The organism is Streptomyces pimonensis (genome assembly GCF_041380215.1).
GTDB classification, from domain to species: Bacteria; Actinomycetota; Actinomycetes; order Streptomycetales; family Streptomycetaceae; genus Streptomyces; species Streptomyces pimonensis.
Map to the genome: position 1 here is coordinate 1 of NZ_JAHWZY010000002.1, position 23,980 is coordinate 23,980.

Sequence of the window (23,980 nt, forward strand, 5' to 3'; positions counted from 1 at the left end):
CCCCCCCCCGGGGGGGGGGGGCCCCGCCCCCTGTGGTCCGTCCCGACGCGGCTCAGACGGTGGTGACGACCTGCTCGTACTCCAGGCGCGGGGAGCGCGGGAACCACGCGTCCGGCCCGGGGCGGCCGATGTTGACGACCATCAGCGGGGTGTGGTCGTCGTCCAGGAACTCCTTGCGGAGGCCCTCGAAGTCGAGGCCGGTCATCGGGCCGGCGGCCAGGCCCGCGGCGCGCACGCCGATGATGAAGTAGGCGGCCTGGAGGGCGGCGTTCAGCGCGGCGGCGCTCTCCCGCGCCGGGCGCTCGCCGAAGAAGAGGTCCTTGGCCTGCGGGAAGTGCGGGAGCAGGGCGGGGAGCTCCTCGTGGAACTCGTTGTCCGCGGACAGGACGGCGACCAGCGGGGCGGCGGCCGTCTTGGCCCGGTTGCCTTCCGCCAGGTGGCGGACGAGGCGCTCGCGGGCCTCGGGGGAGCGGACCAGGGTGATGCGCAGGGGGTTCTGGTTGAAGGCGGTGGGGCCGTACTTGACCAGGTCGTGGATCGCCCGCATCTGCTCGTCGGTCACCGGCTCGTCGGTGAACGTGTTGGCGGTGCGCGCCTCGCGGAACAGCAGGTCCTGGGCGACGGGGTCAAGTGCGAGATGCATGCGTGAACCTTCTCGGGGGTACGTCGGCCCGTGTTTCCGTGTAGGGAACACGGGCCTGTTGGCGGGTCCGACCGTACGCCCTCGAAGTTCAATGTTCAATTAAATGTGGAACTCGGTGATCCACTTCACTGATCGGTCTCCCCGGCGTCCTCCGCCCCGTTCTCCTCCTCCGCGAGCGCCGCGTCCAGCCGGGCCCGCGCTCCGTCCAGCCGGCGCCGGCACACCCTGGCCAGCTCCTCGCCCCGCTCCCAGAGCGCGAGGGACTCCTCCAGCGTCGTACCGCCCGTCTCCAGCCGTCGCACGACCTCGATCAGTTCGTCCCGCGCCTGCTCGTACCCGAGCGCCTCGGCCGCCGCCGTCTGCTCCGCCTTGCTGGTCATCCGCACACCCTAAACATCGACTCGGACAGTGAACTCGCCCTCGGACACCCGCGCCCGCAACACCTCGCCGGCCTCCACCCCGGCCGGATCCCGCACCGCGTGCCCGTCCGCCCGCTGGAGCACGGCGTACCCGCGCTTCAGGGTCGCGGCGGGGGACAGGGCCACCACGCGCGCGTGCGTGTGCGTCAGCTCGGAGTCGGCCCGGTCCAGCCGGTGCCGCAGCGAGCGCCGGACCCGCTCCAGCAGCGCCGTGACCTCCTCCGCGCGCGCGTCGACCATCCGGTGCGGATCCTGCACCGAGGGCCGGGCCAGCGCGTGCGCCAGCCCGCGCTCCTCCCGGTCCAGCAGCGCCTGGACGCAGCGCCGCGCGCGGTCGCGCAGCATCCGTACCCGCTCGTGCTCCTCGCCCACGTCCGGCACCACCTTCTTGGCGGCGTCGGTCGGCGTGGAGGCGCGCAGGTCGGCCACGTGGTCGAGCAGCGGGTTGTCCGGCTCGTGCCCGATCGCGGAGACGACCGGCGTACGGCACTGCGCCACCGTCCGCACCAGCTGCTCGTCGGAGAACGGCAGCAGGTCCTCCACGCTGCCGCCGCCCCGCGCCACGATGATCACGTCCACGTCGTCGACCGCGTCCAGCTCCTTCACGGCCTGGACCACCTGCGGCACCGCGTGCACCCCCTGCACGGGCACATTGCGCACCTCGAAGCGGACGGCGGGCCACCGGAGCCGGGCGTTCTCCAGCACGTCCCGCTCGGCCGCCGAGGCCCGCCCGCACACCAGCCCGATCAGCCGAGGCAGGAACGGCAGCGGCTTCTTCCGCTCCGGCGCGAACAGGCCCTCCCGCGCGAGGGACTTCTTCAGCTGCTCGAGGCGTGCCAGCAGCTCGCCCACCCCGACCGGCTTGATCTCGGCGGCCCGGAGCGACAGCTGCCCGCGCGGCGCGTACCACTCCGGCTTGCAGTGCACCACCACCCGCGCGCCCTCGCTCACCACGTCCGCGACCGCGTCGAACACCTGCCGGTAGCAGGTCACGCTCACGGAGACGTCGTACGACGGGTCGCGCAGCGTCAGGAACACCACCCCGGCGCCCGGCCGCCGCGACAGCTGGGTGATCTGCCCCTCGACCCACACCGCGCCGAGCCGGTCGATCCACCCCCCGATCAGCCGCGACACCTCACCGACGGGCAGCGGCGCTTCCGCAGACGTGTTGAGAGCCATGTCCGCGAGGGTAGTGCGCCCCGCCGACAACGCACCGTGACCGGGCCTCCGCGCGCGGCCTTACGATGGGACGCATGACCGCTTCGCCTGGCCGCCGTGTCCTGCTCGCCGCCCCCCGTGGCTACTGCGCGGGAGTGGACCGCGCCGTGATCGCCGTCGAGAAGGCCCTGGAGCAGTACGGGGCCCCCGTCTACGTCCGGCACGAGATCGTGCACAACAAATACGTCGTGCAGACCCTGGAGAAGAAGGGTGCCGTCTTCGTCGAACGGACGGAGGAGGTCCCGCCGGGCAACATCGTCATGTTCTCCGCGCACGGCGTCGCCCCGGTCGTCCACGAGGAGGCCGAGCGCGGCCGGCTCGCCACCATCGACGCCACCTGCCCGCTGGTCACCAAGGTCCACAAGGAAGCCGTCCGCTTCGCGAACGACGACTACGACATCCTCCTGATCGGCCACGAGGGCCACGAGGAGGTCATCGGCACGTCCGGCGAGGCCCCCGACCACATCCAGCTCGTCGACGGGCCCGGCGATGTGGCCAAGGTCGAGGTCCGCGACCCCTCCAGGGTCGTCTGGCTCTCCCAGACCACCCTCTCCGTCGACGAGACCATGGAGACCGTCGACGCCCTCAAGGAGAAGTTCCCCCAGCTGATCTCCCCGCCCAGCGACGACATCTGCTACGCCACGCAGAACCGCCAGCTCGCGGTCAAGCAGATGGGCGCCGAGGCGGACCTGGTGATCGTGGTCGGCTCGCGCAACTCCTCCAACTCCAAGCGGCTGGTGGAGGTCGCCAAGCTGGCCGGCGCCCGCGCGGCGTACCTGGTGGACTTCGCCGACGAGATCGACGAGGCCTGGCTGGAGGGCGTGACCACGGTCGGCGTCACCTCGGGCGCCTCGGTGCCGGAGGTCCTGGTCGAGCAGGTGCTGGAATGGCTGTCGGGGCGCGGCTTCGAGGACGTCGAGATCGTCAAGGCCGCCGAGGAGTCCATCACCTTCTCGCTGCCCAAGGAGCTCCGTCGCGACCTGCGCGAGGAGGCGGCGGCCCTGGTGGCCGAGCGCGGTGGCTCCGGGGCGTGATCCACACGGTGACGGTGGAGCGGGTGTGACGGCCGAGGAGGCCGGATCCGTGACGTTGCGTCGTACGTCGTAACGTAGGGCCATGCAGATCTTCGGCGTGGACATCGGCGGTTCCGGGATCAAGGGTGCCCCGGTCGACCTGGACAAGGGGGACCTGGCGCAGGAGCGCCACAAGGTCCTCACCCCGCACCCGGCCACACCCGACGCGGTGGCCGACGGCGTGAAGCAGGTCGTCGACCACTTCGGCTGGACCGGACCGGTCGGGGTCACCTTCCCGGGTGTCGTCACCGGCGGCACCACGATCCGTACGGCGGCCAACGTCGACAAACGCTGGATCGACACCGACGCGCGCGTGCTGCTCGGCGACCGCCTGGGCGGCCTGCCGGTGACGGTGGTGAACGACGCGGACGCGGCCGGCGTCGCCGAGATGCACTTCGGCGCCGGACGACACCACCGGGGCACGGTGATCCTGCTGACCTTCGGCACCGGCATCGGCAGCGCCCTGTTCGTGGACGGCGTCCTCGTCCCCAACAGCGAGCTGGGCCATCTGGAGCTGCAGGGCCACGACGCGGAGAAGCGGGCCTCCAGCAAGGCCAGGGAGGACCACGACCTGTCGTGGGAGGACTGGGCGCACCGGGTGCAGGAGTACCTGGCCCACGTGGAGATGCTGTTCTCGCCCGAGCTGTTCATCATCGGCGGCGGCGTCAGCCGCAAGTCCCACAAGTTCCTGGACCACATCCAGGGCATCAAGGCGGAGATCGTCCCCGCCCAGCTGCAGAACAACGCGGGCATCGTGGGCGCGGCGATGCGGGCGGCGACGGGCGCCTAGGGCCTACGGCCGGGCGGGACGGTTCCGCGCGGTGCGCCGGTTGGCCGCGCGGACCCGGCGCATCCTGCGGGCGAGCACGATCAGAGCCGCGACCAGCGTCCCGCCGTAGAGCCACCCGACCTGGGTGGCGAGGCCCGTCACCATGCCCGTCAGCCGGTCGCCGGTGCCGCCGCCCTCGTCGGCGAGCGGGACCAGTCCCACGGCGAACGCGATCGGCACCACGACGGGTGCGACGAGCAGGTCCCCCTCGCGCCCCCACAGCGCGGTCAGCACGCACACCGGCAGGAAGAGCACGCCGTACACGGTCTGCGACGCCCCGAACAGCGCCTCGGTCAGCAGACCGAGGACGAGCATCACCAGCCCGCAGAACAGGACCGACCCCAGGCCGGTGAGCCGCGGGCTGGGCAGCTGCCGGAGCGCGGGCGGGGGAGCGGGCCGGTCCTCCGGCGCACGGGCGGACCGCGCGCCCCCGTCTCCCGCCGCCCCTCCCTCCTGCGGAGGCAGCGGGGGCTCGGCCGGCCCGGCCGGGCTGTCACGTCGCGGTCCGTACCGTCCGCACCACGCGGGTCGCGTCCTGTGTTGCTCCACTGCACCAACGTAGGTCGTTTTATGTGCGGAACGGCCCGTCAGACACGCCGGGGACCGGAGCCCGGCCGGACGTTCGACTACGTCGCCGGGTCGCGGGCGGGTACGCCGTAGACTGGTGGATCGGTCCACGCAGCCCCGTCGACCGGTCCTCGTCCCCATCCTCACGTACGGGAAGTCGCAACGTGTCGCTCACGATCGGAATCGTCGGTCTGCCGAATGTCGGCAAGTCGACCCTGTTCAACGCCCTGACCAAGAACGACGTGCTGGCGGCCAACTACCCGTTCGCCACGATCGAGCCGAACGTCGGCGTCGTCGGCGTCCCCGACCCCCGGCTGACCAAGCTGGCCGGGATCTTCGGCTCCCAGCGGGTCCTCCCGGCCACGGTCGACTTCGTCGACATCGCCGGCATCGTGCGCGGCGCGTCGGAGGGCGAGGGCCTCGGCAACAAGTTCCTCGCGAACATCCGCGAGTCCGACGCGATCTGCCAGGTCATCCGCGCCTTCAAGGACGAGAACGTCGTGCACGTCGACGGCAAGGTCTCGCCGAAGGACGACATCGAGACGATCAACACCGAGCTGATCCTCGCCGACCTCCAGACCATCGAGAAGGTCCTTCCCCGCCTCCAGAAGGAATCGCGGATCAAGAAGGACGTCGCGCCCAAGGTCAAGGCGGTCGAGGAGGCCAAGGAGATCCTGGAGAAGGGCGACACGCTGTTCTCCCAGGGCGTCGTCCAGGGCACGGAGCGCGCGGAGCTCCTCCACGACCTGCACCTCCTCACGACGAAGCCCTTCCTCTACGTCTTCAACGTCGACGAGGACGAGCTGACCGACGACGACTTCAAGAACGAGCAGCGCGCCCTGGTCGCCCCCGCCGAGGCGATCTTCCTCAACGCCAAGCTGGAGGCGGACCTCGTCGAACTGGACGAGGACGAGGCCCTCGAGCTCCTCCAGTCCGTCGGCCAGGAAGAGCCCGGCCTCGCCACCCTCGCCCACGTCGGCTTCCGCACCCTCGGCCTGCAGACCTACCTCACGGCCGGCCCGAAGGAATCCCGCGCCTGGACCATCAAGAAGGGCGCCACCGCCCCCGAGGCCGCCGGTGTCATCCACACCGACTTCCAGAAGGGCTTCATCAAGGCGGAGGTCATCTCCTTCGACGACCTGGTCGAAACCGGCTCGGTCACCGAGGCCCGCGCCAAGGGCAAGGCCCGCATGGAGGGCAAGGACTACGTCATGCAGGACGGGGACGTGGTGGAGTTCCGCTTCAACGTGTAGCCGGTGACATGACAACACTTCGCTGATCTGGCGAACATGCAGGTCGGAGAGGGCTCGACTCTTCGGAGACGGGCCCTTTTTTCCGTGCCGGGATGATGCCGGGACGTGATGGGAACACCCGTGCGGATTTCGGATGTTGTGCTGCCCGATGAGAGGGGGGCGGCGGGAGAGGCTCCGTCCGCGCATCTTCTTCACGATTCCGGGACTCCGTGCGGCTCTGGGGCGTGGCGCTTTTCCTACTCGTTTGACACCTCGGGATATGAGTGAGATGTCGTACGGCACCGGGGAAGGGCCGGCGACGCGAGCGGGGCACTTGAGCCGGTCCTGCGCTGGGCTGATGGCGAGACGTCCGGCACAGATTTCCGGAGGTCGGGCGGTGCGGATGACCGGAGCGGACTTGACGTTCCGGGCGTCGATCAGGGCGCGGACGTCGTCCGGACCGGAGGCCCGGACGGATCGCCCCAGGGCTGGCAGCGAGGACGACGACGGTGGCGTCGACGATGTCGGCGGCGGCCTTGCCGCAGAGAATGCCTGCGGCCTTGGCGGTTTCGAGGCCCACGGGTACGACGTGGCACCCGGCGAGGAACTTGTCGAGCCCGACCTGGCGGTGGGAGTCCCGCCACGCCTGGCTGACGACCACGGCGGGCACGTGGATGTCCCTGTCGTCCTCGAGGGCGAGGCTGTGGCGGGCCCACATGCGCCGGTCGTCGCCGATGGCGATCAGCGCACCGGCGTCGTAGAGGTAAGGGATGTTCACGCGGCTGACGCCCCGTGCCGATGAGGTACCCGGCACCGGCGCCGACCATGTCGGCGCGGGCAGCAGCGAACCCCTCAGGTGCGTCGACGGGGGTTGTCGAGTCGGCACGGGACACGGTGGCGGTGTTGCCACCGGTCCGTTCCCCCGTGCCGCTCGCCGGCCCCGGCGTGCGGCTTCCACCGCACCGGGGCCGGGCCCTCGGATCAGGTGCGCAGGTGGGATGCGCCGTTGAGGTCGACGATGGTTCCCGAGGCCCATGCCGCCGCCGGGGACGCGAGGAAATGCACGGTGGCGGCGATCTCCTGCGGTGTGCCGACCCGTCCGAACGGACTCTCCGCACGCAGGCGCTCGCCCTCCGGTCCGGACAGCTTCGCCGTCTGCCGCTCGGTCGCCACGAACCCGGGCGCGACGGAGGTGACCGCGATGCCGTGCGGGGCCAGTGCCACGGCCAGCGACTGGCCGAGGGCGTGCAGCGCCGCCTTGGTCGCTCCGTAGGCGGGGAAGTCCGGTTCGCCCCGGAACGCGCCGCGCGAGCCGATGTTCACGATCGCGCCGCCGGCGCCCCGGTCGATGAGGTGGCGGGCCGTGGCCCAGCTCAAGTCGGCCGCGCCCAGGAGGTTGACGTCCACCATCCGCCGCCAGACCTGCTGCCAGTGCGCCAGCGGGGTCTGGGCGATCGGGTGCCGGGTGTCCGCCGCGGGTGCCACGGCCGCGTTGTTCACCAGCACGTCCACCGTGCCGAGTGCGGCCACCGCCTCGGTCACGAGCCGCTCGGCCGCGCCGGGTTCGCCCAGGTCGGCCTGGAGCAGCGTGTGCCCGGTGCCGGGCAGCTCCCGCAGCGTCTGTTCGGCGTCCGCACGGCGGCCGGCGTACTGCACCGCGACGCGGTCACCGCCGGCGGCGAAGACCATCGCGACGGCGCGGCCGATGCCCCGCGATCCGCCGGTGACCAGTACGCCCCTCATCGGGCGAACCCCATCGACTCGTCCCGGAGGGACTTGAACCCCGCAACGAGTCCTTCGCCGGCGACAGTTCCTTCACCCGGCAGCTCGTCGTCCACCAGGCCGAGCCGAGGAGTTCCACCGGGACCGCCTTCGCCGAACTCCGGTCCGGCGTCCGCGGAGGGGAATCCGTGCAGATGGTGCGGGAGGAGTCCGGCCCGGCTCCCAGCGGCACCTGGCCTGCCGTGCGACCCGCCCGTGGAAGCGGTACGTGGGCGCCCGGGGAGCGTCCCGGCGTCTGCGCGGGGTGGTGGCACGGCCCATTGCGCGTGGAGGCAGGGAAGGGGAGCGACTCGGGCACGGCCGGTGAGCGAACGCACGACGATGCCGCTGACGTCGATGTCGGCGGGGGAAGCGATGGCAAAGGGGGACGCCGTGCCGGTCGGGGCCGAAATCGTGACCTCGCTGCGCGGACCGGCGGCTCGCGGACCGGGGGCTCGGGAACGGACGGCTGAGGGGGCCTGGTGGCGGACGGCTCCGGCCGGCGCCGCGGCTTCGCCCCGTCTCCCCCCGCCTGTGCACATGGGCGTCCTTGCGATGGGCTCGATCCTTTCACCGTGGCGTCGGCCGCCCGCTCCGGGCGCCGGTGCCCGGAGCGGGCGGCCTCGACGGAAAGTCCGTGTGACCTGTCAGTCGTACGACACCGTACCGTCCCGGCGGACGCGCTGGTCGCCCTCGCGGTAGAGCACCAGGTGCTCGTGGAAGAGAACACCGTCGCGGACGTCGCCGGTGGCGGTGAAGCCGGTGTCGTCGACGTAGTCGATGTGGGCGCCGGTGACGGTGTACCGGCCGGTGTAGGCGCTCCGGCGCTTTCCGCGGGCCTCGTCGTAGCGGCCGCCCGGCAGTAGTTCCTGGCGGATGAAGCCGTCCGCGGTCACCCACATGCCGACGTACGGGTGCGGGTCGTGGGGCGTGTCGTTGCTGGTCATGGCTCCACTCTTGAGCCCGCGACGGGAAGGAGCCAGGCCGCCGTCTCCCCGGGTGCGGGGTCCCCGGGAGGCGTGCACCCACGATCGCGAGCGGAACGGCGAGGTGAAACGGGGCGCCGGGACGGACGGGTCCCCCCCGGACGCGGTGAACCCGGAACCTGCGAGGGGGCGCGACCGTGGGGCGCCGGGATCTCACCGCCGTCGAGCGCTGGTTCCGACCCGTCGTTTCCGCACCGGCAGTCCGCCGGGGTCGCTTCGCGGGGCGACGCGGGCAGGGGGGCCGACCATGGGTGCCGCGCACCCGGGGACACGGCGGCCTGGTTCCGATCCCGCAGTGCGACGAATCTGGTGGCCGTGCAGTTGCCGCGACCGCAGAGCAGCCGCCCCACCCGCATCGGTGCCCGCCCGGTTCGCCGGGCCGCCCGACGAACCGTGCTCCCGAACTCTCCCGGAGGAACACCATGACCATCACCGACACCGACACCGACGCCGTGAGCTGGAACCCGGAGGCCCTCGACGAGATCGTCTCGAACGACGGCGGCCGGCCCGTCCTGTTCACCAACGCCCGGATCATGACGATGGACCCGTTGATCGGGACCATGACCGGTGCCGACATCCTGTTCGTCGGCCCCCTGATCGCGGGCGTCGGCCCCTCCATCGTCACCGCGGCACAGGACGACAACGCCATCGTCGTCGACTGCACGGGCACGACCATCGTCCCCGCCGTCGTGGACACCGTCGCCCTGGCCGGCGGACGCGGCCGACGCGCGGAGTGCGTCGCGACGCTGACCCCGGGCAACGCCACCGACTTCCTGGTGGTGCCCGACGAACTCGCCGCCGATGTGCCGAGCGCGGTGGCCGCCCTCGTGTCCCGCCCGGAACAGGTCCGCGCCCTGGTCGCAGCCGGCCGGCCCGTCCGGTGGGCGGGCGCCGACGTCCCCGGCCGGGTCACCGCGATCGAGACGGGCATCCCCGCCGCACCGGACCTGACCGGCAGCCCGCGGCTCGGCGTCTGGATCGACCGGGAGGACTTCCTGCACCAGGAGCTCACCGCGGACGGCCGCTACGACGAGACACGGGGCGGTCGCCCCCACGCCTACCAGGGCCGGTTCTGGATCGACGGCGACCGCATCGACTACCTGGACGACCTCGGCTTCTGGGCCTACGGGGAGTTCAGGGGCGACGAGCTGCACCATGCGAGCTACGTCATGAAGCGGGGCTGACCGCCGGACGGCGGACGCCGTGCGGCAGGCACGGCGACCCGGCCCCGTGCAGCCCACGGACGACCGGCTCCAGGGCCCTGCCCGGGCACGCCCTGATCCCGGGGGCGCGGCACCCGGGGAAACGGCGCCCTGGTGGCCGGGGCCGGGGCCGGCCCCGGCCAGGACGGGAAACCTGAGCAGCGACGCTGTCGCCGGCAGCCCGTCACCCCCTCCCCGACCCACGGAAAGCGGATCCCTCATGCACGTCAACGACACCACCGGCGCGGCCGTCCTCGAACAGCTCCGGCGCCGCCCCGCGGACGACCGGCGCACCCTGTTCACCGGCGCGACCATCGTCACCATGGACCCCGCCCTCGGTGTCCTGCCCGACGCCGACCTGCTCGTCGAGGGCGACACCATCACTGCCGTCGGCCCGAACCTCGACGCCGGCGACGCCGTGGTCGTCGACGTCGCCGGCACCGTCCTCAGCCCCGGCTTCGTCGACACCCACCGGCACGCCTGGGAGACCCAGCTGCGCCGGATCATGCCGGACGTCGACGACCTCGGCGCCTACGTCATGTCCACCCTGGCCGGCTACGCCACGGTCTACCGGCCCGAGGACATGTACACCGGCACCAGGCTGGCCGCCCTCACCGCGATCGACGGCGGCATCACGACCATGCTCGACTTCTCCCACAACTCCCGTACCCCCGAGCACTCCGACGCCGCCGTCGAGGCCCTGATCGACACCGGCATCCGCGGCGTGCACGCCTCCATGGGCCCGCACTTCGGCGACTGGGACGAGCAGTGGCCCGGCGACCTGGCCCGCCTCAGGGAACAGTACTTCAGCACCGACGACCAGCTGCTCACCCTGCGTCTGGCGACGCTCGCCACCGACGAGATCGCCGGACCGGCACTCGCCTACGGTCCCGGACTCGCCCGCGTCGCGCAGGACCTGGGCATCAAAGTGAGCGTGGACGCGGTCTTCGGCACGGCCTCCTCCGAGGCGATCCTGCGCTGGGCCACGGACGGCATCCTCAGCCCCGACGTCACCCTCATCCACGCCACCGGGCTGACCTCCGAGGCATGGAAGGCGATGGGGGAGACCGGTACCACCGTCGCTCTCGCCCCCACCTCCGACGCGCAGATCGGCCTGGAGACCGCGATCCCCGCCGTCGACGAGGCCCTGTCCGCCGGCATCCGCCCCGGACTGAGCATCGACGTCGAAGTCGCCCTCGCCAGCGACATGTTCACCCAGATGCGGGCCCTGCACGCCATCCAGCGGATGCGGGCCGTCAACGCCGCCCACGGCACCGGCCGGGAACCCCGCCGCATCACCACCCACGACGTCCTGGACTTCGCCACCCTCCAGGGCGCCCGCACCAACGGCCTGGACGCCGTCACCGGCTCGCTCACCCCGGGCAAGAAGGCCGACCTGCTGGTCGTCCAGGCCGAGGACCTCAACAACATGCCGCTCAACGACCCCATCGGCACCGTCGTGCTGGGCTCCGACGCCCGCAACATCAGCGCCGTGTTCATAGGCGGTGAGGTGCGCAAGTGGAACGGCCAGGTCCTCGACGTCGACCTGCCCGCCCTGCGCCGCGAGGTCCACGTCTCGCGCGAGTACGTGCTGAACACGCCGGCAGCCTGAGCACCCCCTCGTCGCCCCCGGCCGGCCCTCCTCCGGCCGGGGGCGCCCACGGGCCCCGACGCCGTCATCGGCCGATCGTGCCGCGCACCCGGGACCGCTACCGGACGGCCCTTCCACCAGCGCGTTGCCCGCCCTGATCGCCGTCCCCCTGCTCGTCCCCTTCCTCCAACGGCTCCTCGCGCCCCTGCGCACCGTCCTCGCCTTCGCCCCGGCCGCCCTCACCGTGGCCGCCGGGTCCTTCCTCGGCGGCCACACGGTGTCGCCGGCCGTCGCCCTGATGCTGTTCGTGGCAGCCGTCGCGGTAGCGGCACCCGCCGTCGTCGAGACCGTCGACACCGCCGCCCCATGCACATGGCGCGACGGTCGCCCCCTCCACGGATGCAGCACGTCCACCGGCGCCGGCCCGGGGCCGCAGCCCACCGGCGCCCTCACAGGGATCGGCTTCGGCGGCACCTGCTCGTCATCGCCGTGACGCTCGTCCTGGGCACCCTGCCGGCCCTGCCGGCCCTCCGTCACCAGCGCGAGCCCGTGGCTCCGCCCACGGCCCGGCACACGGCGCACAGGTGCCGGACAGGCCTCCCCGACATCCTCGGGCCGACCGCTGCCCCCGCCGGACCACGGGCTGACCTGTGAAAGCCCGGAACCCCCGCCGGCTCCGAGTGGACGACGGGCGTCCGGGACGTGCGGTGATGTGCGGGCAGGCTCCTACCGGCCTGATGTCGTCACAGGTCGGGCGGACGCACGCTCACACGTCGAAGTCCTGGTGGTAGGTGTGACGGTCGGCGCGTGTGCCCTGGAAGCTCCTGATCCACCGGAGGGCCGACGCGGTCAGCACGGTGGACAGGAGGCCGACGCTGATCAGGAAGGTCCACTCGGCCCACACCGCGCCGGCCCGACCGGACCCGAGTGCCGAGAACAGCTTCGCGCCCACGGGGTAGGAGACCGCGCACACGATGATGAGTTGCCAGAAGGGCAGGACCTTGAGCGGCTTGGACCATGCGGTGACGGCGAGGGCCAGAGCGGCGATCAGGGCGACTGCGGCATCGATTCGTTCCATGTGCCGATCCTTTCGCGCGCAACCCGCCGCGGTGTCGGCCACCAGGAGGAACCCCGTCTGGTCCGCAAGGTATAGACCGACGGTACGACGCCGGGGCCGGCCCCGAGCGAACGCCCGGACCCGTGCGCCCAGCGGTGACATCGGCTCCCCGGAAGCGGCCACCGGGATCCGCTCGTCCACCCGCAGCGACCCGTGCCGCCGAACGGGGTCCTGCGCGGCGGCCACCGCCGCATCCACCGTCTCCCCTTCGCGCGCCGTGATCCGTGGTCAGGCCGGGCAGGCCCGCGGGCCGTCGCGCGGAGCACCTGCCGGACACGGAACGTCTCCGGCCCGGGCGGGGCACGGTGCCCGCGGGGCCTACGGTCCTTTGTCAACGAGAGGAACTGCAGTTGCAGAAGAATGACCTCATGGTTCATCCCTCGCTCACCTCCACCAATCAGGCGAGCCCGCATCGCGTAGCAGTCCTCAGCCATGACGGTGTCGGAGCGTTCGAGGTCGCTCTGGCCGTGCAGGCGTTCGCAGCGGCGAACGATCACGCGCGTGATGTGCTGTACGAAGTCGCCGTGGCCGGGCCCGAACGTGCCCTTGTCACGCGTACGGGATACGCCACGAGTTTCCGCCTCGTCCCCGACCGGCTCCTGTCCTGGGCGGAGTCGGCGCACACCCTGATCGTGCCCGCCTATCCCGAGCAACTGCGTACACCGGCCGCACTCATCGAGACGGTTCAACGTGCGCACGCCGGGGGCACGCGCGTGGTGTCCCTGTGCCTGGGAACCTTCCTCGTCGCGGCTGCGGGTCTGCTCGACGGCCTGAGGGCCACAACGCACTGGCACTGGGCCGACCGGCTCGCGGCGCTCCACCCGATGGTGCGGGTGCAACCGGAGCGCCTGTTCGTCGAGGACGGCGGCCTCTTCACGTCGGGAGGCGGCACAGCGGCCCTGGACCTGGTGCTGCACCTGATCGAGCAGGACCACGGATCGGCGCTCGCAGCGGAGATCGCACGGTTCATGGTCGTCCCGCTCCGCCGCGACGGTGATCAGACGCAGTACGCGAGATGGAAGGTGACCGGCCGGACGCGCTCCCTGCAGGACACCCTGCGATGGGCGGAGGAACATCTGGACGAGGCGTCCACGGTTGCCGCACTCGCGGAGCACGCGTGCATGAGCACGCGCACGTTCACACGTCGATTCCGCGACGTGGTCGGCATCTCGCCGATGGAATGGTTGCAACGCGCCAAGGTGCGCCGGGCGCAGGAGCTGCTGCAGCGCACCGCCTGGACCATAGACCGGATCGCCGAAGCCAGTGGCTTCGGTTCGGAAGCGGCACTCCGCTACCACTTCACCCGGCTCACGGAGATGCCACCGGGCCGTTATCGCCGCACGTTCGGCGCGGCGCGCGGGCGGCGCCCCGAAACGGCCGGAGTGGCGTGATGTTCAACTTTTGTGTCCGTCGTTGCGTGGCCCGTGCCGGACCCGCGCGTCGATCATGGAAAACATGAACGACGTACAGAAGCGGATCGAGCGGTCCGGTACTGTCCGGATCGGCGACCGTACGGTTCACCGCATGTCCTTCGGCGCGATGCGTCTCGCCGGCAAGGACGTCTGGGGGCCGCCCGCCGACCGCGCGAACGCGGTTCGCGTCGCGCGTCGTGCGGTCGAACTCGGCGTCAACCACATCGACACCGCGGACTCCTACGCCTTCGGCGTGACCGAGGGGATCCTGCGTGAGGCTCTGCACCCCTATCCCGACGATCTGCTGATCGCGACCAAGGCAGGCCAGGCTCAGGTGCGGCCAGGGGTATGGGAGCCCCTCGGACGCCCCGCGTACCTGCGTCAGCAGTGCGAGGCGAGTCTGAGGCGTCTCGGTCGGGAGCGGATAGATCTCTTCTACCTGCACCGTGTCGATCCGCAGGTGCCGTTCGACGAGCAGATCGGGACGATGAGGGAACTCCAGGACGAGGGGAAGATCGCACACTTCGGACTGTCGGGCGTCACCGTCGACCAGATCGAGGCCGCACGGAGGATCATCGATGTGGCGGCCGTGCAGAACATGTTCAACGTGGCGGCCCGTGTGGGCGAGGACGTACTCGACCACTGCGAACGGGAACGGATTCCGTTCGTCGCCTGGTTTCCGATCATGAGCGGTGAGCTGGCCCGCGCCGACCACCTCGTCGCCGATGTGGCGGCGGACCTGAACGCGACGCCCGCACAGATCGCCCTCGCCTGGCTGCTGGCCCGGTCACCGGTGATCTGTCCCATCCCCGGTACTTCCTCGATCGCGCATCTCGAGGAGAACGTTGCCGCATCCACGCTGCGACTCGCCGACGAGCACCTCTCCCGCCTCGCCTCGTTGCAGTCGACCGATGACGAGCTCGCGGCGCTTGCCGCAGTCGGCTCCGCCCCGAAGAGCTGAGCCCGGGCCACCCCGCCCGCATGTACTTCCTCCACGTCCCCGGCGGCATGGACGGCATGTTCCAGGAGATCGGCCGCCCCGGTGTCCGGGGCCGAGTCGGTCCTCCCCTCGACCCGGTCGATGTGGTCGCCATGGCGGAGGTGGCCGGGAAGTACGGCTACACCCTCGGCTGAACAACGGCCCCGCTGCGGCATCCGGTCCGGCCCCCGGGCCGGCCCGTTCCGCCGCCCGACACACCCGAGTGATGCCGGTCCCTGCCTGTCGCGGGGAGCGGTGTCCGTAATCCAGGCACTGAATCGCAGTGCCGTTCCATCATGTTGAAGGAGCTTCATCGTGAAGCGTGTCACCCTGCGTACGTCGCTCGCCGTGGTCACCGTGGGGGTGCTGGCGGCTCTTACGCCTGCAAGTCCCGCCGCCGCAATGAACAGGGTCAGCTGCCAGGACCGAACCGATTTCGTGAAGGTCTGGTACAACCACGGCAGCAACGTCGCCTGCTTCGCCAATGCGGGTGTCCAGGACGTCCACTTCCCCAACACCGTCAGGGTCTCGTCCGGCAACAACAGCATCCGCATGGTTCTGGGCGGGGAGATCCACACCATGCCCAAGTGGGCGACCAAGCGGGATGTCGACGGCTCCGCCAAGCTGCTGTCCCGTCTGCGCATCTTCTGATCGAAAAGCCCGGGACGGTGCACCGGCCCGCCCGGCCGCGGCCCGTCCCGCTTCACCCCGCCGGCTTGACGCACGCTGTGCAGAGCACGGGGAGAGGGACCGGCCGGTAACCGACGGCGCTGTCGTCATGATCTCAGAAAGGTCCCCCTGGCCCGGAGGAAACGGGCCAGGGGCCTGGAGGTCCGTCCGGCGGTGCTGCTCGGCAGGGCAGTCGAGGTCGTCGCGGAGGTGGCCCAGGGCGTTGACCCACTGGCCCGGAGGCCGTCGGACCGGGTGAGGCGGGCCGCGTGGTGGGCACCGGGGGCCGCGGGCCGGTCGGCAACCCTTCGGTGGACTGCGGGCAGAGCCCCGTCCGCGGCGGAGGCGCCCCGGGGACGAGGCCCGTCACCTGCGCCTACGATGCGGCTCGTGTCCATACCTCCGCCCCACGGGCCCTCGCAGGAGCCTCAGGACCCCCAGGGCCGGCGCCCTGATCCCAGACGCCCCGCCCCCTGGGGTCGGGCCCCGTACCCGCCGCCGCTGTCCACCCACGGGGGTCCGTCCGGTTTCGCGCCGTACGGGCTCTACGGGCCGTACGGACCCAGGCCCCCGGCCGTCGGCTGGGACGTGACCGACCCCTACGTCTCGGTCACCGCACGCCACGCCCTGGGCCTGACCGCCACGCCGCCCGAGTACGACGAGGAGGCCGAACGCGACACCGACGGCGGCGGAATGAAGGTGTGAGGGCTGCCATAGCGGGAGAAAGTGCCTGCGTAAAGCCCTCACCTGGTAGATGTCATCACATCGAGTGATTCTCTGGCCTTTGCTTGCCCAGGACAACCTACGGTTGTCACGCTGTTGCTGTCTGTGCAACCTGATGGGAGTGGTCCGTGACATTCGGTGAGCAGCCGGCGTACCTGCGTGTCGCGGGTGATCTCCGCAAGAAGATCGTCGACGGCCGACTGCCGCCGCACACCCGGCTGCCCTCCCAGGCGAGGATCCGCGAGGAGTACGGCGTCTCGGACACGGTCGCGCTGGAGGCGCGCAAGGTGCTCATGGCGGAGGGGCTCGTCGAGGGCCGCTCCGGCTCGGGGACGTATGTGCGCGAGCGGCCGGTGCCCCGGCGGGTCGCCCGCTCGGGGTTCCGTCCGGAGCGCGGGGCCACGCCGTTCCGTCAGGAACAGGCCGACGCGGACGTGCGGGGCACCTGGGAGTCCAGCAGCGAGCGGACCGAGGCCTGCGGTCCCGTCGCCGAACGGCTCGGCATCGAGCCCGGCGACCGTGTGATGCGCACCAGGTACCTCTTCCGGGAGGCCGGCGAGCCGATGATGCTCTCCACCTCCTGGGAGCCGCTCGCCCTCACCGGCCGGACCCCCGTGATGCTTCCCGAGGAGGGACCGCTCGGCGGCATGGGCGTCGTCGAACGCATGCGCGCCATCGACGTGATCGTGGACAACGTCACCGAGGAGGTCGGCGCCCGCCCCGGCCTCGCCGAGGAACTGGTGCTGCTGGGCGGTGTCCCCGGACACGTGGTCCTGGTCATCCAGCGCACCTACTTCGCCTCGGGACGGCCGGTCGAGACCGCCGACGTGGTCATCCCCGCCGACCGCTACCGAGCCGCCTACCACCTCCCGGTGAAGTAGCGGACCCGGTGGTGACGGGGCGGGTCTCCCGCCCGTCGTCTCCGGCGACCCGCGCCCGCGTCCAGCGCGCCCCGGCGTCGGCCGACAGGCCTTCACCACGGCCCTCGCGTGCCGGGGCGGTCCTTGTTTCGCCGTGTCGGGGTGGCCCCTGTCTCCGCGTGCCGGGGGTGGTCCCTGTCTCTCCGCGCCGGGGACGGCCCCCGCGTCTCCTGGTCCGCGCCCCGGTGGCGATCGTCACGCGCCTTCCTCGACCCGCCGCGAGCCCTTCCGCGCCCCCGGCCCGCCTCCGCTCCGGCGCGTCGGCCGTGGCGCCGTCGCCCCGGCGCCGTAGCAATCTGGCCGTTCTCCCAGGTGACCCCCGGAGCGCGGCGCACCGGGCGCCATGCCGCTGACCGGACGCGTCGGCCTCCCTGCACGGCGCATCCACCACCGTGCGCCCCCCGCGTTCTGGCTGGTTGCGTGCCTCTTTGTGAAAAGGCGTATTCGCTCAGTGAAGCGAAGGCGTAGGCTCGGGCATATGCGGACTGGGGTTTCCTTATCGGGCGGGACGCGACACCGGCCGCGGACGGGAAGTGGAGGGGAGCGATGAACGACGGCACGGTGACTCTTCCCTGGCTCGTCGTGCGCCAGGACGACAACGGCAACCGCTACCGAGTGGGCAGGTACGCGACCCGCGCCGAGGCCGAGAGGATCGCGGACAGCCTCGACGGGCGCGGGCACAAGCAGCTCTACTGGGTCGAGCGGATCGGCCGGAACGGAACGTCCGCCGACTGACCCGGACCGCCGGCGGGCCCCCGCCCGCCCCTCCCGTAGGCTCCGGCGCATGAGCGAGCGGATCGTGGTGGTCGGTGCGGCCCTGTGGCACGGGGGGCGGCTGCTCGCCGCCCGCCGGAGCGCACCCGCCGAACTGGCCGGGCGCTGGGAGCTGCCCGGCGGCAAGGTCGAACCGGGCGAGGCCCCCGAGGCGGCCGTCGTACGGGAACTGCGCGAGGAACTCGGCGTCGACGCCGAGGCCGCGGAGCGCGTCCCGGGGGAGTGGCCGCTGCGGACGCCGTACGTGATGCGGGTGTGGACCGTGCGTCTGCGCCCCGGATCCCCCGCACCCCGGCCCCTGGAGGACCACGACGAGCTGCGCTGGCTCACCCCCGACCGGATCTGGGACGTCGACTGGCTCGACCACGATGTGCCCGCGGTCCGCGCCACCCTCACCCACCTCGGTCTCCGTGAAGGCGTGTGAGGCATGGGGCGGGCGCACAGGGGGCAGGGGCGACGGTGCGTGAGCGCCTTCCTGCGCCGCCCGTACCACGGTGCGCCGTTGAGCGCGATACGTCGTTCGGAATACCGGGTATGAGCCCATTAACCCCATGAAAACGGACATGGGTCGACTCCCGCGGCGGGGAGGTGATCCACGTGATCGACACCGACGGCGACCACGCCGCGTGGACCTTCTCCGCGGACCCGGGCACCGTGCGCGCCGCCCGCGGCGCCGTCCGTGACCAACTGCGCATCTGGGACCTCGACGACATCGTCGATCTCGCTGCCCTGCTGGTCAGCGAACTGGTCACCAACGCCCTGCGGTACGCCACCGACCCCATAGGTGTACGCCTGACACGCCCCACGGACCTCGGCGGCATCCTCCTGGTGGAGGTCTCCGACCCCCTCCCCGAGCCCCCGCACGAACGCGTCGCCCGGCCCGAGGACGAGGGTGGGCGCGGGCTGCAGCTGCTGGCCTCCGCCTCCCGCCGCTGGGGCACCCGGCCGGGTACCGTCGGCAAGACCGTGTGGTTCGAACTCGCGGTGCCGAGATGAGGGATCGCACGCCCGTTCAGGGTGTGCGCGCCCGCCCCTTCCGTCGAGTGGCCGGTCCGAGGCCGCGGAGCTTGTCGAAGAGGGGGTTCGACGATGTGTCCGCTGGTTAGAAGACTGGAAGTGTTCTCACGGCGCGGACCGGAAAGCATCGGGACCGTGCTGTGATCGTGAACACCGTGTTGTACGGCACCGTAGTGCTGGATACTGCGGGCAGCCGCCCCCGGTGACCGGTGCCGGACGCGGTGAGCTGGAGGGGACGGTTCGCGTGAGCGAGATACCAGCGAAGGCCACGGAGTCCGAGGACCCGTCGGGCGGCGCGAGGAGTGGGGCCGCCGACGGCCTCTTCTCCGGCGACGCTCCGTCCGGCGACGCGATGTGGCAGACCAGCCCGCCCGGCTCGATGTACGACTACATCAAGGTCGCCTCCTTCTCCATCGGCCCGGACGGGCTGGTCGACCAGTGGAGCCTGCGCGCCGAGCAGATCTTCGGCATCCCCGCCGAGCGCGCCGTCGGCACGGACCCCATCGAGGCGTTCGTCGAGCCCGTCCGCCGGGAGCGCGGCCAGCGCAAGATGGCCGAGATCCTCGACGGCCGGGAGTGGACCGGAGTGGTGCCCTTCCGGCTGCCGGACTCGCTGGTGGTGGACGAGCGCGACCGGGAGGGCCTCGCCGAGGTCTACGTCATGCCGACGCGGACCGAGGAGGGGCAGAAGGCCGCCGTCTGCATCGTCATCGACGTCCGCACCCTGCGCCGCATCGAGACCGACCTCGCCGCCTCGCAGGCCATATTCGGTCAGTCCCCGTTCGGTTTCCTGCTGATCGACCCCGACCTGCGGGTACGCCGCGCCAACCAGCGGTTCGCCTCCGTCTTCGGCGGCACCCCCGACGACCACCGCGGCAAAAGCGTGCACGACTACCTGCCGCGCGGCGAGGCCGAGCGGGTCGCCGCGACCCTGCGCCGGGTGCTGGAGACCGGCGACTCCATCACGGACATGCACGTCACGGGCCACGTACCGGGCTCCGACGAGCGCCGCCACTGGTCCGTCAACCTCTACCGCGTGCACAGCGGCAGCGGTCGGCCCATCGGCATCTCCTGGCTCGGAACCGACATCACCGACCGCCGCGCCGCCGCCCGGGAGGCCGCCGCCGCGCGGCGCAATCTCGCCCTCCTCAACGAGGCGGGCGCCCGGATCGGCAACACCCTCGACCTGGAGACCACCGCGCGAGAACTCCTCGACGTCGTCGTCCCCGGCTTCTGCGACCTGGCCACCGTCGACCTGTACCAGGGGCTGCTGGCCGGCGACGAGACCCCGCCGGGGCTCGCCGACGGCAGCGCGGAGGTGCGCCGCGTCGCCTTCGCCAGCGCGGTGTCCGACGCACCGCTCGGCGGTACCGGTGATCCGGTGAAGCTGGGCGCCGTCCACCACTACCCGTTCAACTCGCCCTGCGCGGACGCCCTGCGCACCGCCCGCCCGCAGAGCGTCCCCGGTGAGGACGGCGGCCTGGTGCAGTCCACGCTCGCCGTGCCGATGGTCGCCCACGACACCGTGGTGGGCCTCGCCCAGTTCGCCCGCACCAAGGGCAGCGAGCCGTTCGGCGACCGCGACCGCGACCTCGCGGTCGAACTGGCCGCACGCGCCGCCGTCTGCATCGACAACGCCCGCCTCTACCGGCGGGAGCACGAGCGCGCGCTGATACTGCAGCGCTCCCTGCTCCCGCCCGGCGACCCGGAGGCATCCGGCCTCGACATCGCCTGCCGCTACCTGCCCGGCAACGCGGCCACCGGCCGGACCGGCGAGGTCGGCGGCGACTGGTTCGACGTCATCGAGCTCCCCGGCCACCGCACCGCGCTGGTCGTCGGCGACGTCATGGGGCGCGGTCTGCGCGCGGCCGTCGCGATGGGCGAACTGCGCACCGCCGTACGGACCCTGGCCCAGCTCGACCTGGAGCCCGCCGAGGTGCTCTCCCAGTTGGACGAGATCGCCCGGGGCCTCGGCGCCCCCGGAGGCGTCCAGCAGGCCACCCGCGCCGCCCGCCGCCCCCGCGAGGCCGACCTCTCCGAGGTCTACCTGGCGACCTGCGTCTACGCCGTCTACGACTCGGTGACCAGGCGCTGCACCTTCGCCAACGCGGGCCATCTGCCGCCCGTCCTGGTCGAACCCGGCGAGCCCGCGCTGATGCTGGACGTACCGCCCGGCATGCCGCTCGGCGTCGGCGGCGAACCCTTCGAGGAGGTGGAGGTCGAGCTGCCCGAAGGCGCCCTTCTCGCGCTCTACACGGACGGCCTGGTCGAAAGCCGCGACCACCCCCTCGACGAGGGCCTCCAGGCCTTCGTGGGCGCGCTCACGAACCCGGCCCACCCCTCGACGGCGGCACGGCGCGCCGACTTCCCCCCGAAGAACCTGGAGGACGTCTGCGACCACGTCCTCAACACCCTCGACACCCACCACGGCGAGGACGACATCGCCCTGCTGATGGCCCGCGTCCAGGGACTGCCCGCCGACTCCGTCGGCGACTGGACCCTGCCCCGCGAGCCCCGAAGCGTGGGCCGCGCCCGCGAGTACGCCCGCGCGCAGCTGCTCAGCTGGGACCTGGAGCCCCTGGTCGACACCACGGAACTCCTGGTCAGCGAGCTGGTCACCAACGCCCTGCGGTACGGCGAGGGAGAGATCAGACTCCGTCTCCTCCTCGACCGGACCCTGGTCTGCGAGGTCTGGGACGCGGGTCTGGTCCAGCCCCGCCGCCGCCGCGCCCGCGACACCGACGAGGGCGGCCGGGGCCTCCAGCTGGTCGGCCTGCTCAGCGCGGCCTGGGGCTCCCGCCGCACCCCCCGGGGCAAGACGGTCTGGTTCGAACTCCCCCTCCCCGGTGCCGACACCGTCCTCACCGACCCGGCGGAAGCCCTGCTGAGCCTGTTCTGACGGCCCGTCGGCGTGATGCGTACGCTTGCGCCGTGCACCTCACCCCGACCGCCCCGGCGCGGCTGACGGCCGGCCCTCTCACCCTGCGCCCCTGGGCGCCCGAGGACGCGGCCGTCCTGGCCGAGCTGTACGAGGACGAGGCGATGCGCCGCTGGGCGGGCGCGCCCGTGCACGACGAGCCGAGCGCGGCGCGCTGGGTGGCCGAGCAGCGGCGCGGCTGGGAGACCGGCGAACGCCTCGCCTTCGCCGTGGAGGAGGTGTCCGACGCCCGGCCGGCGGGCCACGTCGTGCTCAAACGGCCGGCCGCGTCCACCGCCCCGGCCGAGGTCGGCTACTGGACGGCGGCCCACGCACGGGGCAGGGGAGTGGCGCCGCGCGCCCTGACCGCCGTGGCCGACTGGGCCTTCGTCACCTTTGCCCGGGAGGGCCTGACCCGCCTGGACCTGCTGCACCAGGTCGACAACACGGCCTCCTGTCGCGTCGCCGAGAAGAGCGGCTTCACGCTGTCCGGCCTGCTCCCCGCCGCCCCGCCGGCCTTCCCCCTCGACGGCCACCGGCACATACGGCAGGCGCCTTCCCCCGCGTGATCGCAACCGGAACACCCGTTCCCCTCGTCCTCCCCTCGACATCGACGACGCGGTTGCCCGCGGGAGCCGACGAGCCAAGGGGAGCCGGCATGGAACGCACCGAGCGCACGGAACCGGCGGCCGCGGTGGACGGCCCGTCCCCGGAACCGGCGTCCGATGCCGCGCCGGCGGCCGCGGACGTGCCCGAGCGCACGGAACCGGCGGCCGCGGACGGCGGGGCCCTTCCGCCGGAGCCGGCCGGAGCGGGCGCCCCAAACGACGCGAGCGACGGGGCTTTCCGGCGAAAGCCGGCCGAGGGCGCCGCCGACGGCTCCTCCGAGGCCTCCGACGGGCAGGCCGGCAGGCGCCGCGGGCCCTGGGTCCGCCGGGCCCGGCGGACGGCCCTCGCGGTCGCGCTCCTCCTGGTCCTCCCCCTTCTCACCGTCGGGACCGCGCTGCGCGTCAACTACATGGGAGACCCGGCGGACGGCACGTACACCCGTGACCGGGACGCCATGTGGCTCGGGCACGCCTGGGTCGACGGACGGAAGAAGGACGCCGACGTCACCGCGCTGGCCCGCCGCCTCGAGGGCACCGGGATCCGTGACCTGTACGTCCACTCCGGACCGCTGGAGCACGACGGGACCCTGCCGGAGTCGAAGTATCCGCGCGCCCGTTGGCTGATCGACTCCGTGCACCGGGAGCTGCCGGGCGTCCGGGTCCAGGCCTTCCTCGGGGACGTCCTCGCCAACGGGGGCCCCGACGGCCTGCACCTGGACCGCGCCGCCACCCGCGCGGAAGTCGTCCGCAGCGCCGGTCAGGTCCTGGACACCGGCTACGACGGCGTCCACCTCGACCTGGAGCCCCTCCACTCCGGCGACCGGGACTACCTCTCCCTCCTGGACGACCTGCGTGCCGTCGCCCGGGCCGAGGACGCGCCCCTGTCCGTGGCCGCCCACCAGATCGACCCGCTCCCGGGTCTCCACTCCGTCTTCGGCGTCTTCACCGAGCACCCCAAGTGGTGGTCGCAGGAGTTCTTCGGCCAGGTCGCCCGGCGCGTCGACCAGATCGCCGTGATGACGTACGACACGGCGCAGCCGCTGGAGGGCACCTACGGCGGCTTCGTGGCGCAGCAGACCTCCCTCGCCCTGGAGGTCACCCCGCCCACCACCCACCTGCTGATCGGCCTGCCCTTCTACCACGAGAGCAACTTCGACCACTGGGGTCACGCCGAGACCGTCGCCGCCGCCGTCCGCGGCGCCCGCCTCGGCCTCTCCCGCACGGACGCCGGCCGCGAGCTCTTCGGTGTCGCCCCGTACATCGACTTCGCGGCGACGGAGACGAACTGGGAGGAGTACCGGAACGACTGGGTCCGCTGACGGG

Annotated in this window: 26 protein-coding genes; 19 read left to right on the plus strand and 7 right to left on the minus strand. The window is 72.2% G+C overall.

Annotated features, from left to right (window positions below; translation table 11 throughout):
• Positions 1-52 precede the first annotated feature (52 nt).
• The 3 genes from KYY02_RS02530 to xseA form a co-directional block, all read right to left on the minus strand.
• Positions 53-643: a malonic semialdehyde reductase gene (locus KYY02_RS02530; RefSeq protein ID WP_371235723.1), complete on the minus strand. Its 591-nt coding sequence runs from the start codon at positions 641-643 to the stop codon at positions 53-55.
• A 125-nt stretch (positions 644-768) separates the two neighbouring features.
• Positions 769-1,023 (minus strand): exodeoxyribonuclease VII small subunit, encoded by a 255-nt coding sequence (locus tag KYY02_RS02535; protein ID WP_371235724.1) that lies wholly within the window; start codon positions 1,021-1,023, stop codon positions 769-771.
• Positions 1,024-1,032: 9 nt separating this feature from the next.
• Positions 1,033-2,241 carry an exodeoxyribonuclease VII large subunit gene (xseA, locus tag KYY02_RS02540; protein WP_371235725.1) on the minus strand — a complete coding sequence of 403 codons (1,209 nt, stop codon included), beginning with the start codon at positions 2,239-2,241 and terminating at the stop codon, positions 1,033-1,035.
• A gap of 65 nt (positions 2,242-2,306) precedes the next feature.
• Between xseA and KYY02_RS02545 the strand changes: the two genes are divergently transcribed.
• Positions 2,307-3,314: a 4-hydroxy-3-methylbut-2-enyl diphosphate reductase gene (locus KYY02_RS02545; protein ID WP_371235726.1), complete on the plus strand. Its 1,008-nt coding sequence runs from the start codon at positions 2,307-2,309 to the stop codon at positions 3,312-3,314.
• Positions 3,315-3,396: 82 nt separating this feature from the next.
• Positions 3,397-4,143 (plus strand): polyphosphate--glucose phosphotransferase, encoded by a 747-nt coding sequence (gene ppgK / locus KYY02_RS02550; protein ID WP_371235727.1) that lies wholly within the window; start codon positions 3,397-3,399, stop codon positions 4,141-4,143.
• A 3-nt stretch (positions 4,144-4,146) separates the two neighbouring features.
• Here ppgK and KYY02_RS02555 read toward each other — a convergent pair whose 3' ends face one another.
• Positions 4,147-4,731 carry a DUF6542 domain-containing protein gene (locus KYY02_RS02555; RefSeq protein WP_371235728.1) on the minus strand — a complete coding sequence of 195 codons (585 nt, stop codon included), beginning with the start codon at positions 4,729-4,731 and terminating at the stop codon, positions 4,147-4,149.
• Between the two features lie 182 nt (positions 4,732-4,913).
• On the opposite strand from KYY02_RS02555, the gene ychF reads away from it, so the two are divergent.
• Together ychF and KYY02_RS02565 are read left to right on the plus strand one after the other, a co-directional pair.
• Positions 4,914-6,002, plus strand: coding sequence for a redox-regulated ATPase YchF (gene ychF / locus KYY02_RS02560; RefSeq protein WP_371235729.1), 1,089 nt, complete (start codon positions 4,914-4,916; stop codon positions 6,000-6,002).
• 382 nt (positions 6,003-6,384) lie between these two features.
• On the plus strand, positions 6,385-6,783 hold the full coding sequence (locus KYY02_RS02565; protein WP_371235730.1) for a hypothetical protein: 399 nt from the start codon (positions 6,385-6,387) through the stop codon (positions 6,781-6,783).
• Positions 6,784-6,962: 179 nt separating this feature from the next.
• Here KYY02_RS02565 and KYY02_RS02570 read toward each other — a convergent pair whose 3' ends face one another.
• On the minus strand, positions 6,963-7,724 hold the full coding sequence (locus KYY02_RS02570; RefSeq protein ID WP_371235731.1) for an SDR family NAD(P)-dependent oxidoreductase: 762 nt from the start codon (positions 7,722-7,724) through the stop codon (positions 6,963-6,965).
• Positions 7,725-8,389: 665 nt separating this feature from the next.
• Complete coding sequence (locus tag KYY02_RS02575) at positions 8,390-8,689, minus strand: Atu4866 domain-containing protein (protein ID WP_371235732.1); 300 nt, start codon at positions 8,687-8,689, stop codon at positions 8,390-8,392.
• A gap of 461 nt (positions 8,690-9,150) precedes the next feature.
• Between KYY02_RS02575 and KYY02_RS02580 the strand changes: the two genes are divergently transcribed.
• From KYY02_RS02580 to KYY02_RS02590, 3 genes are all read left to right on the plus strand, one after another.
• Complete coding sequence (locus KYY02_RS02580) at positions 9,151-9,912, plus strand: Atu4866 domain-containing protein (protein ID WP_371235733.1); 762 nt, start codon at positions 9,151-9,153, stop codon at positions 9,910-9,912.
• A gap of 238 nt (positions 9,913-10,150) precedes the next feature.
• Positions 10,151-11,542, plus strand: coding sequence for an amidohydrolase family protein (locus tag KYY02_RS02585; protein WP_371235734.1), 1,392 nt, complete (start codon positions 10,151-10,153; stop codon positions 11,540-11,542).
• Between the two features lie 124 nt (positions 11,543-11,666).
• The gene (locus tag KYY02_RS02590) at positions 11,667-12,014 is read left to right on the plus strand and encodes a hypothetical protein (RefSeq protein ID WP_371235735.1); all 348 of its coding nucleotides are present in this window, start codon (positions 11,667-11,669) and stop codon (positions 12,012-12,014) included.
• 273 nt (positions 12,015-12,287) lie between these two features.
• On the opposite strand, the gene KYY02_RS02595 is transcribed toward KYY02_RS02590, so the two are convergent.
• On the minus strand, positions 12,288-12,599 hold the full coding sequence (locus KYY02_RS02595) for a hypothetical protein (RefSeq protein ID WP_371235736.1): 312 nt from the start codon (positions 12,597-12,599) through the stop codon (positions 12,288-12,290).
• A 389-nt stretch (positions 12,600-12,988) separates the two neighbouring features.
• Between KYY02_RS02595 and KYY02_RS02600 the strand changes: the two genes are divergently transcribed.
• The 12 genes from KYY02_RS02600 to KYY02_RS02655 all read left to right on the plus strand — a co-directional run bounded on the left by KYY02_RS02600 (position 12,989) and on the right by KYY02_RS02655 (position 23,976).
• Positions 12,989-14,029 (plus strand): GlxA family transcriptional regulator, encoded by a 1,041-nt coding sequence (locus tag KYY02_RS02600; RefSeq protein ID WP_371235737.1) that lies wholly within the window; start codon positions 12,989-12,991, stop codon positions 14,027-14,029.
• Positions 14,030-14,093: 64 nt separating this feature from the next.
• Positions 14,094-15,011: an aldo/keto reductase gene (locus KYY02_RS02605; protein ID WP_371235738.1), complete on the plus strand. Its 918-nt coding sequence runs from the start codon at positions 14,094-14,096 to the stop codon at positions 15,009-15,011.
• 20 nt (positions 15,012-15,031) lie between these two features.
• The gene (locus KYY02_RS02610; protein ID WP_371235739.1) at positions 15,032-15,184 is read left to right on the plus strand and encodes a cupin domain-containing protein; all 153 of its coding nucleotides are present in this window, start codon (positions 15,032-15,034) and stop codon (positions 15,182-15,184) included.
• Positions 15,185-15,344: 160 nt separating this feature from the next.
• Positions 15,345-15,680: a beta/gamma crystallin domain-containing protein gene (locus tag KYY02_RS02615; RefSeq protein WP_371235740.1), complete on the plus strand. Its 336-nt coding sequence runs from the start codon at positions 15,345-15,347 to the stop codon at positions 15,678-15,680.
• 408 nt (positions 15,681-16,088) lie between these two features.
• Positions 16,089-16,403 (plus strand): hypothetical protein, encoded by a 315-nt coding sequence (locus KYY02_RS02620; protein WP_371235741.1) that lies wholly within the window; start codon positions 16,089-16,091, stop codon positions 16,401-16,403.
• 146 nt (positions 16,404-16,549) lie between these two features.
• Entirely contained in the window at positions 16,550-17,302 is a 753-nt protein-coding gene (locus KYY02_RS02625) for a GntR family transcriptional regulator (protein WP_371235742.1), read from the plus strand.
• A 585-nt stretch (positions 17,303-17,887) separates the two neighbouring features.
• Positions 17,888-18,076, plus strand: coding sequence for an SPOR domain-containing protein (locus tag KYY02_RS02630; RefSeq protein ID WP_371235743.1), 189 nt, complete (start codon positions 17,888-17,890; stop codon positions 18,074-18,076).
• A gap of 49 nt (positions 18,077-18,125) precedes the next feature.
• Positions 18,126-18,539 (plus strand): (deoxy)nucleoside triphosphate pyrophosphohydrolase, encoded by a 414-nt coding sequence (locus tag KYY02_RS02635; RefSeq protein WP_371235744.1) that lies wholly within the window; start codon positions 18,126-18,128, stop codon positions 18,537-18,539.
• 164 nt (positions 18,540-18,703) lie between these two features.
• Positions 18,704-19,111: an ATP-binding protein gene (locus KYY02_RS02640; RefSeq protein WP_371235745.1), complete on the plus strand. Its 408-nt coding sequence runs from the start codon at positions 18,704-18,706 to the stop codon at positions 19,109-19,111.
• A 265-nt stretch (positions 19,112-19,376) separates the two neighbouring features.
• The gene (locus KYY02_RS02645; RefSeq protein WP_371235746.1) at positions 19,377-22,031 is read left to right on the plus strand and encodes a SpoIIE family protein phosphatase; all 2,655 of its coding nucleotides are present in this window, start codon (positions 19,377-19,379) and stop codon (positions 22,029-22,031) included.
• A gap of 32 nt (positions 22,032-22,063) precedes the next feature.
• Positions 22,064-22,618 carry a GNAT family N-acetyltransferase gene (locus KYY02_RS02650; RefSeq protein WP_371235747.1) on the plus strand — a complete coding sequence of 185 codons (555 nt, stop codon included), beginning with the start codon at positions 22,064-22,066 and terminating at the stop codon, positions 22,616-22,618.
• 89 nt (positions 22,619-22,707) lie between these two features.
• Positions 22,708-23,976: a glycoside hydrolase family 18 protein gene (locus KYY02_RS02655; protein WP_371235748.1), complete on the plus strand. Its 1,269-nt coding sequence runs from the start codon at positions 22,708-22,710 to the stop codon at positions 23,974-23,976.
• The last annotated feature ends 4 nt before the right edge of the window (positions 23,977-23,980 follow it).